This is a genomic window from Luteimonas rhizosphaerae, assembly GCF_002849595.1.
GTDB classification, from domain to species: Bacteria; Pseudomonadota; Gammaproteobacteria; order Xanthomonadales; family Xanthomonadaceae; genus Luteimonas; species Luteimonas cellulosilyticus.
In genome coordinates, this window is sequence record NZ_NRQR01000012.1 from 22,631 (window position 1) to 36,408 (window position 13,778).

At 70.5% G+C, this 13,778-nt stretch carries 16 protein-coding genes; 4 read left to right on the plus strand and 12 right to left on the minus strand.

All coding sequences use genetic code 11. The features are described from left to right. Positions 1 to 4 precede the first annotated feature (4 nt). A complete protein-coding gene (locus tag CJ022_RS05135; protein ID WP_233198616.1) occupies positions 5 to 550 on the minus strand; it encodes a hypothetical protein in 546 nt (181 codons plus the stop codon). Between the two features lie 150 nt (positions 551 to 700). Here CJ022_RS05135 and CJ022_RS05140 point away from each other — a divergent pair, with 150 nt between their 5' ends. Further along, positions 701 to 1,369: a lectin gene (locus tag CJ022_RS05140; RefSeq protein ID WP_101925605.1), complete on the plus strand. Its 669-nt coding sequence runs from the start codon at positions 701 to 703 to the stop codon at positions 1,367 to 1,369. Between the two features lie 96 nt (positions 1,370 to 1,465). After that, positions 1,466 to 2,416: a sodium:calcium antiporter gene (locus tag CJ022_RS05145; protein ID WP_101925606.1), complete on the plus strand. Its 951-nt coding sequence runs from the start codon at positions 1,466 to 1,468 to the stop codon at positions 2,414 to 2,416. A 3-nt stretch (positions 2,417 to 2,419) separates the two neighbouring features. On the opposite strand, the gene CJ022_RS05150 is transcribed toward CJ022_RS05145, so the two are convergent. From CJ022_RS05150 to CJ022_RS05175, 6 genes are read right to left on the minus strand one after another with little or no spacing between them, the layout of a single operon-like run. Beyond that, positions 2,420 to 2,797 (minus strand): Na+/H+ antiporter subunit G, encoded by a 378-nt coding sequence (locus CJ022_RS05150; RefSeq protein WP_101925607.1) that lies wholly within the window; start codon positions 2,795 to 2,797, stop codon positions 2,420 to 2,422. Next, positions 2,794 to 3,063, minus strand: coding sequence for a K+/H+ antiporter subunit F (locus tag CJ022_RS05155; RefSeq protein ID WP_101925608.1), 270 nt, complete (start codon positions 3,061 to 3,063; stop codon positions 2,794 to 2,796). Before CJ022_RS05155 ends, CJ022_RS05150 begins: the two co-directional genes overlap by 4 nt. Then, positions 3,060 to 3,548, minus strand: coding sequence for a Na+/H+ antiporter subunit E (locus CJ022_RS05160; protein WP_101925609.1), 489 nt, complete (start codon positions 3,546 to 3,548; stop codon positions 3,060 to 3,062). Before CJ022_RS05160 ends, CJ022_RS05155 begins: the two co-directional genes overlap by 4 nt. After that, positions 3,545 to 5,074 (minus strand): monovalent cation/H+ antiporter subunit D, encoded by a 1,530-nt coding sequence (locus CJ022_RS05165; RefSeq protein ID WP_101925610.1) that lies wholly within the window; start codon positions 5,072 to 5,074, stop codon positions 3,545 to 3,547. Before CJ022_RS05165 ends, CJ022_RS05160 begins: the two co-directional genes overlap by 4 nt. Next, a complete protein-coding gene (locus CJ022_RS05170; RefSeq protein ID WP_101925611.1) occupies positions 5,071 to 5,433 on the minus strand; it encodes a Na+/H+ antiporter subunit C in 363 nt (120 codons plus the stop codon). The genes CJ022_RS05165 and CJ022_RS05170 overlap by 4 nt, the downstream gene beginning before the upstream one ends. Beyond that, positions 5,433 to 8,210, minus strand: coding sequence for a monovalent cation/H+ antiporter subunit A (locus CJ022_RS05175; RefSeq protein ID WP_101925612.1), 2,778 nt, complete (start codon positions 8,208 to 8,210; stop codon positions 5,433 to 5,435). The genes CJ022_RS05170 and CJ022_RS05175 overlap by 1 nt, the downstream gene beginning before the upstream one ends. A gap of 175 nt (positions 8,211 to 8,385) precedes the next feature. On the opposite strand from CJ022_RS05175, the gene CJ022_RS05180 reads away from it, so the two are divergent. Further along, positions 8,386 to 9,255, plus strand: a complete 870-nt coding sequence (locus CJ022_RS05180; protein ID WP_143703896.1) for an NAD-dependent epimerase/dehydratase family protein — start codon at positions 8,386 to 8,388, stop codon at positions 9,253 to 9,255. 7 nt (positions 9,256 to 9,262) lie between these two features. On the opposite strand, the gene CJ022_RS05185 is transcribed toward CJ022_RS05180, so the two are convergent. From CJ022_RS05185 to CJ022_RS05200, 4 genes are all read right to left on the minus strand, one after another. Beyond that, positions 9,263 to 10,156, minus strand: coding sequence for a DMT family transporter (locus tag CJ022_RS05185; RefSeq protein ID WP_158238353.1), 894 nt, complete (start codon positions 10,154 to 10,156; stop codon positions 9,263 to 9,265). A gap of 86 nt (positions 10,157 to 10,242) precedes the next feature. Beyond that, the gene (locus tag CJ022_RS05190) at positions 10,243 to 10,731 is read right to left on the minus strand and encodes an Mpo1 family 2-hydroxy fatty acid dioxygenase (RefSeq protein WP_101925615.1); all 489 of its coding nucleotides are present in this window, start codon (positions 10,729 to 10,731) and stop codon (positions 10,243 to 10,245) included. Between the two features lie 14 nt (positions 10,732 to 10,745). Then, positions 10,746 to 11,081, minus strand: a complete 336-nt coding sequence (locus tag CJ022_RS05195) for an SMR family transporter (RefSeq protein ID WP_101925616.1) — start codon at positions 11,079 to 11,081, stop codon at positions 10,746 to 10,748. A 132-nt stretch (positions 11,082 to 11,213) separates the two neighbouring features. After that, positions 11,214 to 12,143: a phosphoribosylaminoimidazolesuccinocarboxamide synthase gene (locus tag CJ022_RS05200; protein ID WP_101925617.1), complete on the minus strand. Its 930-nt coding sequence runs from the start codon at positions 12,141 to 12,143 to the stop codon at positions 11,214 to 11,216. 138 nt (positions 12,144 to 12,281) lie between these two features. On the opposite strand from CJ022_RS05200, the gene CJ022_RS05205 reads away from it, so the two are divergent. Continuing rightward, the gene (locus tag CJ022_RS05205) at positions 12,282 to 12,626 is read left to right on the plus strand and encodes a J domain-containing protein (protein ID WP_101925618.1); all 345 of its coding nucleotides are present in this window, start codon (positions 12,282 to 12,284) and stop codon (positions 12,624 to 12,626) included. A 246-nt stretch (positions 12,627 to 12,872) separates the two neighbouring features. On the opposite strand, the gene CJ022_RS05210 is transcribed toward CJ022_RS05205, so the two are convergent. After that, complete coding sequence (locus tag CJ022_RS05210; RefSeq protein ID WP_101925619.1) at positions 12,873 to 13,718, minus strand: outer membrane protein; 846 nt, start codon at positions 13,716 to 13,718, stop codon at positions 12,873 to 12,875. Between the last annotated feature and the right edge of the window lie 60 nt (positions 13,719 to 13,778).

Below are 13,778 nucleotides of genomic sequence, written 5' to 3' on the forward strand. Positions count from 1 at the left end.
GGCGTCAGGCCACTGCGTCGGCTTCGCCATCGAGGACCAGCGCGGCCAATGCCGGCAGGTGCGGCTCGGGCAACACTTCCGCCACGCGTTCGCGCACGCGCGCGGCATAGCCGGCCTTGGTGAAGGCCGGCAGGCCTGAAATCGCATCGAGGATCGCGGCGATGGTCGCGTCTTCGTCCGACGTGCCGACGAGGCGCGCGCGCAAGGCCTGCGCGGCCGGCGCGCGCTGCAGTTCCAGCATGTCCTGCACGTAGATGCGCGCCGCGCTCAGCGAGCGGCGCCGCGCGGTCGCGGGCTGCGCCGGCTTCGGCGCCACCGCGGGCGCAGATTCGCGTGCCAGCGGCGCCGCGACGGCGTCGAGTGCTTCGAGATAGCCGAGCGCCTGCAGCTGCAGCAGCAGCGCCGGCGTGTCCGCGCCGAGCATGCGCGTGAGGTCGGCGGTCGTGCGCCGTCCGTCGCAGAGGATCAACGCGCGGCGTTGGCGCAGGTCGAGCGAGGCGCCGTGGGTGGTCAATGCGCGATGTGCGAGTTCGGTCTTGCGGGCGGGCACGGACGGCGATTTCCTGCGACAGGCGTGCAGCATGGGAAGCCACGATGAAACGGCCATGACAGGGCGGGCGCCGCGCGTGGCGAGTGCGGGCCACATCCTGTTCACGCGGCCGCGCTAGGCTCGCGCCGGTCCCCTTCCAGGAGCTGTCGCATGATTCTGTCCCGCACCCTGCCGGCTGTCGCCGTGCTCGCCCTCGCGCTCGCCGCATGCCAGGCCGATGCGCCCGCCGAATCTGCGGCTGCCGCGCCGACGCCGGCGACCGACGCGGCGGCGCCCGTCGATCCCGTCGCCGACCAGCCGGCGGATCCCGTGCCCCCGGCCACCGCGCCCGGCGCGATCGGCAGCAACCGCGCGCCGGTCGCCGACGGCGTGATCACGTTCGCGGGATTCGGTCCCGCCGCGTTCGGCGCGGACCAGGAGCAGGTGCGCATGGCCTGGGGCAACGATCTCGGCGATGCCCAGCCGAGCGAAGCCGGCGGCTGCTACTACCTGATGCCGCAGCCGGTCGGCGCCGACGGCTACCAGCTGGCTTTCATGATGGAAGGCGACCGCTTCGCGCGCATCGACGTGCGCAGCGATGCCCAGACCGCACCCGGTGGCGGCAAGGTCGGGATGACCGCCGACGAGATCGAAGCGCTGTATCCGGGCCGCGTCGAGGTGCAGCCGCACAAGTACGTCGAGGGCGCGAACACGCTGCGGGTCACCGATGCGGACGGGAGCGACCACGCGCTGGTGTTCGAAACCGACGCGACCGGCGCGGTCACCCAGTGGCGCATCGGCGCGCCGCCGCAGGTCGACTACGTCGAAGGCTGCGGCTGAGGCCCGAGGTCCGGCACGGCGTCGTCTGCTGTCGACGCCGCGCCGGACGTCTAGACTCCGCGCATCGGTCCGGCGTCCGGGCCACGGAGATCACCCATGCTCGGATCGACCGGATTCCTGCTCCTCGGTGTGCTGCTGCTGGCGCTGGGCGGCGACTCGCTGCTCAAGGGCGCATCCGGGGTCGCGCAGCGTCTGGGCCTGCCGCCCTTCGTCGCCGGCGTGCTGCTGGTGGCGTTCGGCGCGTCGATGCCCGAGCTCGCCGTCAACCTGCGCGCGGTCGCGCTCGGCGAATCGCATCTGGCGCTCGGCAACGCGGTCGGCAGCAATCTCGTGAACCTGGGGCTGACCCTCGGCGTGGCCGCGCTGGCCGCGCCGCTGCTGCTGCGCATGCGCCTGCTCGCGCCGATGCTGCTCCTGCTGGGCGTCGCGACGCTCGCGCTCATCGGATTCGGACTCGATGGCCGCATCGGCCGGATCGAGGGCGCGGTGCTGCTGCTCGCCGCGGCGGGCCTGGTCGCGCTGCTGCTCGCACGCGCGCGTCGCGAGGTCCCGGACGTGCAGGCGGAGCTGACCGCCTTCGCCGCCACCCGGCCGCTGCTCGGCCTCAACCTGGTGCGCATCGCGATCGCCGCAGCCCTGCTGTTCTACGGTGCCAAGTACGTCGTGCAGGGCGCGCTGGGGCTCGGCGCCGGCTGGGGCCTGTCGCCGCTGCTGGTCGGCCTGCTGCCGGTCGCGATCGCCACCGCGCTGCCCGAGATCGTGGTCGCGGTGCTCGCCGCGCGCCGCGGCCAGGGCGATCTGGTCGCCGGCCACGTGCTCGGGTCCAGCCTGTTCAACCTGCTGGTCATCGTCGGTGGCATGGCCGTGCTGGCGCCGCTGTCGCTGCCGGCGTCGTTCGTGCGACTGGAGCTGCCGGCTGCGCTGGCCGTGGTGCTGGTGCTGGTGCCGATGCTGCGCGGCGACCTGCGCATCAGCCGCGCGGAAGGTGGCGTGCTGGTCGCGGCCTTCGCGCTGTGGGTCGCGCTGGAACTGGCGCTGACGCGCTGAGCGTCAGCCGCGGTCGTCTGGCGCGGGGTCCTGCCGGTCGACAATCTTCGATTCCGCATCCGGCGTGTGGTCGGGATGCGGCGGCCGGTCCTCCATCAGCGACAGCGCCGCGCGCGACATCAGGTGCGCGCTGATCGGCGCGGTCAGGAACAGGAACACGGTGACCAGCAGTTCGCGCGGATGCACGCCGCTGCCGTTGACCCAGTGGTAGATGATCGACGCGAACAGGATGCAGCCGACGCCGAGCGTGCTCGACTTCGACGGGCCGTGGATGCGGCGGAAGAAGTCCGACAGCTTCGCGGTCGCCAGCCCGCCCAGCAGGGTGAAGAAGCAGCCGAAAACCAGCAGCGCGACGATCAGGATCTGGACGACGATGTTCATTCGACGATGTCCCGGCGCATGACGTACTTGCTCAGCACCACGGTGCCGACGAAGCCGAGCATCGCGATCACCAGGGCGGCTTCGAAATAGATCTCGGTGTCGAGCAGCATGCCGAACAGCACCAGCTGCGCGATCGCGCTGACGTAGAGCGTGTCCAGCGCGAGGATGCGGTCGGGTGCGGTCGGGCCGCGCAGCAGGCGGTACAGCGCCAGCAGCATCGCCAGGCCGACCGCGTGCATGCCGCCGATGATGGTGTAGTCGATCATGGGAAAACCTCGCGCAGCGGCGCCTCGTAACGCGACTTGATCTCGGCGATCAGTGCGTCCGGGTCGTCGGTGTTCAGGCAGTGCACCAGCAGGTGTCGGCGGTCCTCCGACAGCTCCGCCGACACCGTACCCGGCGTCAGCGTGATCACGCTGGCCAGCGCGGAGATGCCGTGGATGTTGGTCAGGTCCAGCGGAATCCAGACGAAGCGCGACTGCAGTTTCGATTCGCGCCCCAGCACCTGGCGGGCGACGGTGATGTTGGCGATGACGATGTCCCACAGCAGCCGGCCCATCAGGCGCCACAGGCCGCGCAGGCGCCCGAGCTGGGCGAACTCGCGTTCCAGCCGCGCCGCGAGCATCGGCATCGTCCAGCCCAGCAGCAGGCCCATCAGGATGGTGCCCGGGCCGTAGTCCTCGGCCATCAGCAGCCAGAACGCGAAGACCGTCAGGCTCTGCGGGATCGACGGTAGCAGGCGTCGCTTCATGGCGCGGGCTCCCGGATCACGGACGGCGCATCGCGCAGGTGTCGCACGTAGTCGCCGGTGGACAGCAGCTGTTCGGCTGCCGCATTGGTGTAACGCAGGATCGGGCCCGCGGCGACCGTCATCGCGATGCCGTAGGCGAGCAGCAGCAGCGTCGCGGCGAGCTCGGCGCGACGCACCGGCGGTGCCGGCACGCCATCGGTATCGGCGTCGATCCGCCAGAACAGGCGCGTGCCGATGCGCGACAGGCCGATCACGATCACCAGGCTGGCGCCGAGGATCGCGGGCCACACCCAGGCGATGACCGCCTCGGGCACCGCATTGAGCAGCTGCAGCTTGCCGATGAAGCCCGACAGCGGCGGCAGGCCGCTGACCGACACCGCGGCGACCAGGAACAGGATCGCCGGCACCGTCTTGGCCGGCATCGCGGCGATCGGCACCAGGTAGTCGCCGGTATTGCCGCGATGGCGCTGGATGACGTCGGCCAGCAGGAACATCGCCGCGGTGACGAACACCGAATGCGGCAGATAGTACAGGCCGGCGGAAATCGCACCCGCATTGCCGAGCGAGAACGCAACGAACAGCATGCCCGCCGACAGCAGCACGAGATACGCGACCGAGATCCGCAGCCGCGGCGCGCCGAGCACGCCCAGCGCCGCCAGCACCATCGTCGCCGCGCCGAGCGGCAGCAGCCAGTCCCAGGCGAGGTTTTCCAGCGGGCCCGCATCGGCGCCGAACAGCAGCGTGTAGACGCGCAGCACCGCGTACAGGCCGACCTTGGTCATGATGGTGAACAGCGCCGCGACCGCAGCCGGCGCCCGTGCATAGGCCTCGGGCAGCCAGAGGTACAGCGGCAGCAGCGCGGCCTTGGCGCAGAACACCAGCAGCAGCAGGCCGGCGCCGGCGCGCAGCAGCAGCACGTGCTCGGGCGGCGCGGCGGCGATCCGCGTCGCCATCTCCGCCATGTTCAGGGTGCCGAGCATGCCGTAGAGCAGGCCCAGCGCCAGCAGGAACACGGTCGAGGCGACGACGTTGAACACCACGTAGTGCATGCCCGCCTTGATGCGCGCGCCGCGGCCGCCGCTGAGCAGCAGGCCGTAGGACGCGATCAGCATCACTTCGAAGAACACGAACAGGTTGAACAGGTCGCCGGTCAGGAACGCGCCGTTGAGCCCGGCCAGCTGCATCTGGAACAGCGCGTGGAAATGCAGCGCGCGCTTGTCCCAGCCGGCGCAGGCGTAGAGCAGGCAGGGGATCGCCAGCAGGGTCGTGGTCAGCACCATCATCGCCGACAGCCGGTCGACCATCAGCGCGATGCCCAGCCGCGCCGGCCAGTCGCCGAGCAGGTAGACGAGGATGCCCTCGCGCTGGACCTGCAGCAGCAACGCGATGCTGGTGACCAGCAGCGCGGCCATGCCGATCCACGCCCACGCCCGCTGCACCGACACCCGGTGCTTGCGCTCGAGCAGCAGCAGCAGCGCGCCCGTGACGATGGGCACGAGCACCGGCGCGACGGTCAGATGGTTCATCGCGGCCCCCGGCGCTGGTCGTCGGGCTCTTCGCCGTCGACGTGGTCGGTGCGCAGGTCGGCGTGTTCGCGCATCGCCACGACAACGGCCACGGCGGTCATCGCAAAGGCGATGACGATCGCGGTCAGCGCCAGCGCCTGCGGCACGGGGTCGGAGTAGTTGGCGAGCGTCTGCGCGACGCCGTCGCGCAGCACCGGCGGCTTGCCGACGACCGGACGACCGGACGAGAAGATCAGCACGTTGGTCGCGTACGACAGCAGCGTCAGGCCGAGGATCACGTCGAAGGTGCGCGCGCGCAGCAGCAGGTACACGCCCGAGGCGGTGAGCACGCCGATGGCACTGGCGATTGCGAATTCCATCAGCGTGCCTCCTTGTCGGCCTGTCGATGCTTGACGGTGCCCATCGTCGACAGCATCAGCAGCGTGCCGGCGAAGACCACCACGTAGACGCCGGTGTCGAAGACCAGCGCGCTCGCGATCGGCAGCAGGCCGATCAGCGGCAGCTCCAGATCGATGTGGCCGCTGGTCATGAACGGCACGCCGAACCACCACGAACCGACGCCGCCGAGCACCGCCAGCAGCAGGCCGATGGCGATGCCGCGGATGTAGTCGAAACCGAACGTCGCCTCGACCGCGCGCGCGCCCTGCAGCACGTACTTCACCAGCACCGGCACCGCGAACACGAGGCCGGCGATGAAACCCCCGCCGGGCGCGTTGTGGCCGCGCAGGAACAGGTAGATCGACACCGTCAGCGCCAGCGGGAACAGCAGCTGGGTCAGGTCGGCGGCGATCGGCAGCTGCACCGGCGGACCGGGCATCACCTCGTCGGGCTGCAGCCGCGCCCAGCGCAGCAGCGCGTGCACGACGAGCGCGGCGACGCCGAACACCGTGATCTCGCCGAAGGTGTCGAAGCCGCGGAAGTCGACGAGGGTGACGTTGACGACGTTGCGTCCATAGGCTTCGGGCAACGAGCGCACCAGCAGCTCGCTGGCGATGGTGTCGGGCGGCGCCATCATCATCGCGTAGGCCAGGCAGGCGAGACCGCCGCCGGCGACGATCGAGATCGCGCCGTCGCGCAGCTTGCGCAGCGGCCGGCGCGAGACCTTGGACTGCTTGGGCAGGTAGTTCAGCGCCATCATCATCAGCGCGATCGTCACCATCTCGACCAGCAGCTGGGTCAGCGCGAGATCCGGCGCCGACAGGTAGACGAACACCAGGCTGACCGCGAGGCCGACGCCGCCGATGACGATCAGCGCGGTCAGCCGCTTGCCGTGGACGACGACCGTGCCGACCGTCGCCGCGATGAGCAACGCCCACAGGATCCAGCCCATCGGCGCCATCGGCTGCGGCGGACCGGCCTCGGTCAGCAGCGCGGTCCACTGGCCGATCAGCGGGAAGCCCGCGACCAGCACGCCGACCACCAGCAGGCCGAACAGGCTGCGCTGCAGGCTGCCGTTGGCGACCCGTTCGGTGAAGCGGCGGGCCAGCGCGAACAGCGCCTCGACATTGACGTGGAATACGTTGCGGCCGATCGAGCGCGTCGCCACCGCATGGAAATCCAGCAGCCGGCGCAGGCCGAAGTACAGCGCCACGCCGAACACGAGGCTGGCGATGCTCATCATCAGCGGCAGGTTGAAGCCGTGCCAGACCGACAGGCTGAATTCCGGCGCCGCGTCGCCCAGCGTGCCGCGCACCATCGTGTGCAGCAGCGGGCCGATCGTCAGCGCCGGGATCATGCCGACGATGACGCACAGGATCGCCAGCACGCCGACCGGGATGCGCATCCAGCGCGGCGGCTCGTGCGGCACCACGTCGAGCGCGCGCGGTCCCTTGCCGAAGAAGGTGTCGTGGACGAAGCGCAGGCTGTAGGCGATGCCGAACACGCCGGCCAGCAGCGCCGCGATGCTGATGATCAGACGCATCGTGCCGTGGCCGCCGATCTCCAGCGCCTCGGCGAAGAACATCTCCTTCGACAGGAAGCCGTTGAGCAGCGGAATGCCGGCCATCGCCAGCGACGCGACGATCGCCAGCGCGCTGGTCATCGGCATGGTGCGCCGGAGGTTGCCGAGCCGGCGCATGTCGCGGGTGCCGGTCTCGTGGTCGATGATGCCGGCGGCCATGAACAGCGAGGCCTTGAACGTCGCGTGGTTGAGGATGTGGAACAGCGCCGCGACGACGGCCATGTCGGTCGACAAACCGAACAGCAGCGTGATCAGGCCGAGATGCGAGATCGTCGAATACGCCAGCAGGCCCTTGAGGTCGTGCTGGAAGATCGCGAACCACGCGCCGACCAGCAGGGTGGTCGCGCCCACGCCGCTGACGACGAAGAAGAACAGGTCGGTGCCGGCCAGCGCCGGATGCAGGCGCGCCAGCAGGAACACGCCGGCCTTCACCATCGTCGCCGAATGCAGGTAGGCCGAGACCGGCGTCGGTGCGGCCATCGCGTGCGGCAGCCAGAAGTGGAACGGGAACTGCGCGCTCTTGGTGAAGATGCCCAGCAGCACCAGGCCCAGCGCCCACGGATACAGATGGCTGCCGCGGATCAGGTCGCCGGAGGCCAGCACCACGTCGAGGTCGTAGCTGCCGACGATGCGGCCGAGCAGCAACACGCCGCCGAGCAGGGCCAGGCCGCCCATGCCGGTGATCGTCAGCGCCATGCGCGCGCCCTGGCGCGCATCCTGGCGGTGCGACCAGAAGCCGATCAGCAGGAAGGAGCTGATCGACGTCAGTTCCCAGAACACGGCGAGCAGCAGCAGGTTGCCGGCAGTGACCATGCCGACCATCGCGCCCATGAAGAGCATCAGATAGGTGAAGAAGCGCCGCGGACTGTCCTTCGCCGACAGGTAGTAATGCCCGTACAGCACGACCAGGCCGCCGATGCCGAGCACCAGCAGGCCGAACGTCCAGGCGAGGCCGTCGACGCGCAGGCTGAAATCCAGCCCGGCTTCGGGAATCCATGCGTAGCTCGCCCGGACGATCTCGCCATCGAACACGCTGCCGGCCAACAGTGCCAGGATCGCCAGGCCCAGCAACGGTGCGAGACCGGCGAGCACGGCGATGGTGCGGCGGGAGGCGTTGCGCGACAGCGCAATGACCAGGGCCAGCACGAAGGGCAGGGCCAACAGAAGTTCGAGCATCGGGCTCCTTGTGGAGGTGTGTCGGCAGGCGCCGACGGTCACGCAAGGGCCGGGCAGTTTACCCGATGAATGTGGACGTTGCGTCGCGCCGGCTGGGTATGCTGTGTCCCATGTCGAGTCGATACGTATTAGTGCGCGCACGTTCTGAAGGCACCTGCCGCGACGTGTGCGGAGGATCCGTTTGAGCCGGCATGCGCTGGTGTTCGGTGGCAGCGGGGCGATCGGCGCGGCGCTGATCGCCCGGTTGCAGGCGTCCGGCTGGCAGGTCGATGCACTGTCGCGCGCGCCGCGACCCGCCCAGTCCGGCCTGCGCTGGCTGCCTGGCGAGTTCGCCGCGCTGCCCGCATTGCCCGCGCGCTGCGATGCGGTCTTCAGCTGCGGCCCGCTGGACCTGTTCTCGCACTGGTATGCGGCGGCGTCGATCGCGTGCCCGCGGGTCGTCGCGTTCGGGTCGACCAGCGACGCGACCAAGCGCGACGCGACCGATCCCGGCGAGCGCGAACTCGCCGCCAGGCTGCGCGCATCCGCCGATCGCGTGCTCGCCGCGGCGCGCGCGCGCGGGGCCGCGGCCACCCTGCTGCGGCCGACGCTGGTCTACGGCAGCGGCCGCGACCGCAACCTCAGCCGCATCGTGCAGCTCGCCCGCCGCACCGGCTTCTTCGTGCTGCCGGGCGATGCGGTCGGGCGCCGGCAGCCGGTGCACGTCGAGGATCTCGCCGGCGCGGCGCTGGCCGCGGTCGATGCCGACGCGGCGATGGACCGCGACTTCGCCCTGGCCGGCGGCGAGACCCTGACCTACCGCGCGATGGTAGCGCGCACGCTCGCCGTGCTCGCGCCGCCGCCGCGTCTGGTCGTGGTGCCGTCGCCGGTGTTCGCCGGCGCGTACGCGCTGGCCCGGGCGAGCGGCCGCCTGCGGGGCCTGCCGCCCGGCGCGGTCGCGCGCATGCGCGAGGACCTGGTGTTCGATGTCGCCCCGGCGCGCGAGGCGTTCGGCTACGCGCCGCGCGCGTTCGTGCCCGACGCCGGCATGTTCGCCGCCGGCTGAGCGCCGCTCACGGGCCCGCCATCGGATTCTCGACCAGCCGCCGTGACTTGCGCAGCGCGCGCAGGGCGATCGCCAGCACGCCGCCGAGCACCATCGCCCCGCCGATGTACAGCCGCGGCCCCGGGCGATCGCCCCAGAACGCGATGCCGAGGCCGACCGCGAGCACCGGCACCAGCAGCAGCCACGGCGTCAGCATCGCGACCGGGTAGCGCCGCACCAGCACGTAGTACAGGCCGTGACCGAGCAGCGACGACACGAACGCCGCGTAGACCGCGCCGCTCCAGCCGATCCAGCTCGCCTCCCGCAGCTGCGCGATGCCGCCCGGCTCGAACACCAGGCTCAGGACCAGCAGCGGCAGCACCGCGATCACTGCGGTCCAGCCCTGCATGTTCCAGACGTCGACGCCGCCGAGCGGCTTCATCAGCACGGTGCCGATCGCCAGCAGCAGCGCCGAGGCCAGCATCGTCAGCAACGCGACGGGATTGGCCAGCACGACCGGATCGAAGCCCAGCACCAGCACGCCGCCGAAGCTCACCGCGATCGCCAGGCCGGTGCGCCAGGCGAACCGTTCGCCCAGCACGAGCCACGCCAGCAGGGCGGTCATCGGGATGTAGCTCTGCATGACGATCGCCGGCGACGAGAGGTCGCTCGACAGCCGCAGCGCGAGGAAGCTCAGGCCGAAGTGCAGCACGCCGATGCACAGGCAGACCGCGATCAGCCGCGGCCACTGGCCGGGCGCGGGCGGCCGCAGCAGCCACACCAGCGGCAGCGCCAGCAGCGCGAAGCGCAACGCGGTGAACAGGAAGGGCGGGATCTCGCGCAGCGCGTGCGCCGAGACGAGGAAGTTCAGCGCCCAGGCGATGCAGACGACGAAGACGAGGACAAGATCACGGGGCGACACGGGCGATCCCTGGGGGCGGGCGCGCAAGCATGGCACGCGGGCACGCGGGCACGGCGGCAGCCGCGCCGGCACGCGCGCCGCGTCGCTCAGTAACGCCAGCCGAGCCGCCGGTAGAGCTTCGACAGGACCCAGGCCGGGCCGATCAGCAGATAGACCAGATCGGTCAGGAAGCTCGGCTTCTGGCCTTCGATCTTGTGGCCGACGAACTGCGCGATCCACGCGACGACGAACACGCTGATCGCCACGATCAGCAGCTGGCGCGTGCCCAGCCACTGGTGCAGCGCCCAGGTCGCGACGCCCAGCAGCAGGAACACCGCGAGCATGCCGAAGCCCAGCGGTCGCGACGCGTGCTGGTAGAAGCGCCACGCGGCGAACATCGCCAGACCCGCCCAGATGCCGGGCTTGAAGATCGTGCCGGTGGGAATGCACCACAGCAGCGCGATGACCGTCCACAGGATCGCCGGCACCGCGACGACGTGGATCCACTGGTTGGTGTCGTTGCGATGATCGGCCGAATAGCGGGCGAACCAGCGGTCGATCGATCGCGCGTGCTCGGGCTCGTGGGTCGCGTCCATCCGTCCTCCCGGGATCAGTGCGCGGCGGCCTTGGAGAATAGCTGCAAAACCAGCACCCCGCCGACGATCATGCCGATGCCCAGCACCGCCGGCAGGTCCAGCGGCTGCTTGAACACGAGCCACCCGATCAGCGTGATCAGGGTGACGCCGACGCCGGACCAGATCGCGTAGGCGATGCCGATCGGCACGCTGCGCATCACCAGCGACAGGCAGTAGAAGGCGACGGCGTAGCCGACGACGACCAGCACCGACGGGCCCAGCCGGCTGAAGCCGTCGGAGGCTTTCAGCGCACTGGTCGCGACGACTTCGGCGACGATCGCCAGGCCGAGATAGAGGTAGGCCACGTGCATTGCGCAGCTCCTGGGGTGGGAGGCGCGATGCTAATCCAGCGTGCGGTGAACCCGGCCTGTCCACAGGCCCGCGAACGGGCCTTGCGCGTAGACGCGTGCGGTGCGCACGCCGCGCCGAACCCGCGGTCGCGCTCAGTCGATGGCGATGTCCGCCAGCTTGCGCAGCGCTTCGGCGTAGCGCGCGCGGGTGCGCTCGATGACTTCCGGCGGCAGCGCCGGACCGGGCGCGGTCTTGTTCCAGTCGAGCGTTTCCAGATAGTCGCGGACGATCTGCTTGTCGTAGCTCGGCGGGCTGGTGCCCACCTCGTAGGCGTCCGCCGGCCAGTAGCGCGACGAATCCGGGGTCAGCATCTCGTCCATGACGTAGAGCCGGCCATCGGCGTCGGTGCCGAACTCGAACTTGGTGTCGGCCAGGATGATGCCGCGCTCCGCCGCGTGAGCCGCCGCGAACGCGTACAGCCGCAGCGTCGCATCGCGGACCTGCTCGGCGAGATCGGCGCCGATGCTGTGGACCATCGTGTCGAAGTCGATGTTCTCGTCGTGGTCGCCGACCGCGGCCTTCGTCGACGGGGTGAAGATCGGCTGCGGCAGCTGTTCGCCCTGGCGCAGGCCGCCGGGCAGCGCGATGCCGCTGACGCGACCGGTGCGCTGGTAGTCCTTCCAGCCGCTGCCGATCAGGTAGCCGCGCGCGATCGCCTCGACCGGCACCGGCTTGAGCTTCCTCGTCACCACCGCGCGCTGCGCGTACAGGGCCGGATCGACCCCGGCCGGCAACACGTCGGCGACGTCGATGCCGGTCAGATGGTTGGGCATCAGCGCTTCGGTCTTCTCGAACCAGAAATTGCTGATCTGGCACAGCATCTCGCCCTTGCCCGGGATCGGGTCGGGCAGCACCACGTCGAACGCGCTGAGCCGGTCGGTCGCGACGATCAGCAGATGGTCGCCCTGGCCGCGTGCGCTGGCGGGCAGCTGGGCGTCGGTGAGATCGAACACATCGCGCACCTTGCCGCGATGGCGCAGATGCAGGCCGGGCAGGGTCGCTTCGAGCAGGGTCGTGGACACGGTGGGATCCGAAAGGCGCGCGCAAACGGCCGGCAAGTGTAGTGGCATTGCGGGGGCGTTGCAGGCGGGGTCCGGCGCGCCGCGCAGCCCGCCAGATAATGCGTGCCGGTGGCGGGTCCACCCCCTACACTGCGCGCCATGCATCGATGGTACGGAAAACTGCTGGGGTTCATCGCAGGATGGCTGCTGATGCGCCATCCCGCCGGTGGCGTGATCGGGCTGGTCATCGGCCATGCCTTCGACGCCGGCTGGCTCGCGCCCAGGCGCGACAAGTCCTACCAGGTGCTGGGGCTCGCACCGGGCGCGACCGAGGGCGAGATCGACCAGGCCTACCGGCGGCTGATCTCGCAGTACCACCCCGACAAGGTCGCCGGCGCCGCGCCCGAACTGCGCCAGCAGGCCGAGGCCCGCGCCGCCGAGATCAATGCCGCCTACGACCGCCTGAAGCGGAACAAGGACGGCGGCAAGCGCCGCCGCCGCTGAGCGACGACGGGCGTATCAGGCCCGTGTCCGGCTGGGCGCATGCCACCACGCGTCGTGCAGCGGTGAGCTCCGCAGCCGCGTGTCTGCCTTTCGACCACGACCTCCGCAACCTCAGCGATGCCGCGATGCCGGGACGAACCGGCGCGCGCGGCGTGCATTCCTTCCGATCGTGCCGCCGGAATCCGGACCAAAAAGAAGCCGGCTTGCGCCGGCTTCCAGGTCACGCGATCACGCGGGCGCGATGGATCAGAAGCGCCAGTTGACCGTGGCGCGCGCGGCGCCGTAGTCGAAGTCCTTGTCGCTGCGGCGCATGTCCGTGCCGGTCGGGTTGACGATCAGGAAGGGGTTGGTCGCCGGCGCGGTGCCGGGGCCGGTGCGCACGCGCTGGTCGTCCGCTTCGAGGCTCGTGAACAGGTATTCCAGACCGACCGAGACGTTCTCGCCCAGCTTGCGCTCGTAACCGACGCCGGCCTGCCAGCCGAAGCCGCTCGTGTCGCCATTGCTGGTGAACGAGTTCGCGCCGTTGCTCGTGGTGAATTCGTTGTCGATCTTGGCGTGCGCCATGCCGCCGGTCAGATAGACGAGGTTCGCCGAGTCGGCGCCGAAGGCATAGCCCGAGCGCAGGCGCAGCGCCGCGACGCGATCGACCTTGCGGAACATCGTGTAGTAGGCCGGCGTGGTGCTGAAGGCGCTGACGGCGTCGCGGACGTCGTTCGCGCCGTATTCGCCGACGACGCCGAACACCCAGCTGCCCATCTGCCAGTCGTAACCGCCGCGCACGCCGTAATCGGCGCCGCCCTTGTTCTCGGTGCAACCGCCGGCCGGCGTCGCGCCCTGGGCCGCGCCGTTGCAGAAGCCCGGCGAGAACGCATCGGCGTCGGCGGCCGTGCGGACGGTGTCGGTGTAGCTGCGGTCCAGATCGGTGTCGAACACGAAGCGGTCGCTGCTGTTGTCTTCCGGGCTGTCGACGACGCCGCCGTACAGGCCGAGGTAGCCGCCGGTCCAGGTGTCGCTGGACTGCGCGAACGCGGGGGCGATCGCGAATGCGAGCAGGGCGGCGCCGGTGGACGCGGCGAGGGTGGTCTTGCGCATGGTGTCTCTCCTTGAAGGGGGCCGGCAAACGGGGCGCCGGTGTTCCGGAATGGGCCGGGG